Here is a 1110-nt window from a genome sequence, read left to right as displayed (position 1 = left end):
GAGGACGCCGCTCAGAGCATCGCCGTTGACCAGCCCGCGTCCGCCGATCTGGTAGGTCAGGGCCGGGTTGGCATCGCCGTAGACGCGGCTCTGTCCATCCGCCGTGAGGGTCAGCGGCCGAGCCGTGACAGCGAGGTCCGCCCCGACGTAGCCCACCGCGTAGTTGGGCGAAGCCGCCAAGCTGCCCTGGCCGATGCCGTAGGTGCCGACGCTGCTGCGGGCGTCTGCCGTGGTGGCGAGGACGCCGGTGAGGCTGTCGCCGTTGACCAGCCCGCGTCCGCCGACCCGGTAGGTCAGGGCCGGATTGGCATCGCCGTAGACCCGGCTCTGCGCGTCCGCTGTGACGGTGATCGGCCGGGCCGTGACAGCGAGGTCTGCCCCGACATAGCTCACGGCATAGTTGCCGCTGGCGGCCAGGCTGCCCTGGCCGATGCCGTAGGCACCGACGCTGCTGCGGGCGTTTGCCGTGGTGGCGAGGGCGCCGGTGAGTCTGTCGCCGTTGACCAGCCCGCGTCCGCCGACCCGGTAGGTCAGGGCCGGGTTGGCCTCGCCGTAGACCCGGCTCTGCGCGTCCGCCGTGAGGGTCAGCGGCCGAGCCGTGACAGCGAGGTCTAGCCCGACGTAGCTCACTGCGTAGTTGGGCGAAGCCGCCAGACTGCCCTGGCCGATGGCGTAGGCACCGACGTTGCTGCGGGCGTCTGCCGTGGTGGCGAGGGCGCCGGTGAGTCTGTCGCCATTGACGAGGCCGCGTCCGCTGGCCTGGTAGGTCAGGGCCGGGTTGGCATCGCCGTAGACGCGGCTCTGTCCGTCCGCCGTGAGGGTCAGCGGTCGAGCCGTGACGGCGAGATCCGCCCCGACATAGCTCACGGCATAGTTGCCGCTGGCGGCCAAGCTGCCCTGGCCGATGCCGTAGGCACCGACGCTGCTGCGGGCATCGGCGACCGTGGCGAGCCCGCCCGAGAGCGCGTCGCCATTGACAAGACCGCGCCCTCCGACCCGGTAGGTCAGGGCCGGGTTGGCATCGCCGTAGACGCGGCTCTGTCCATCCGCCGTGAGGGAGGGCCGGGTTGGCATCGCCGTAGACGCGGCTCTGTCCATCCGCCGTGAGGG

The 1110-nt window shown here is 71.7% G+C and carries 1 protein-coding gene; it reads right to left on the bottom strand.

Annotation, left to right across the window (positions count from 1 at the left end):
• Nucleotides 1-1074 (bottom strand): MBG domain-containing protein (locus tag G4G93_RS35390; RefSeq protein WP_281409774.1); only part of this gene is annotated, 1074 nt, incomplete at its 3' end.
• Nucleotides 1075-1110 lie beyond the last annotated feature (36 nt).

The organism is Methylobacterium sp. DB0501, assembly GCF_011043735.1.
Lineage (GTDB): Bacteria > Pseudomonadota > Alphaproteobacteria > Rhizobiales > Beijerinckiaceae > Methylobacterium > Methylobacterium alsaeris.
The sequence above is the reverse complement of the archived record's forward strand: the minus strand, read 5'-3'. Positions and strand labels throughout refer to the sequence as shown.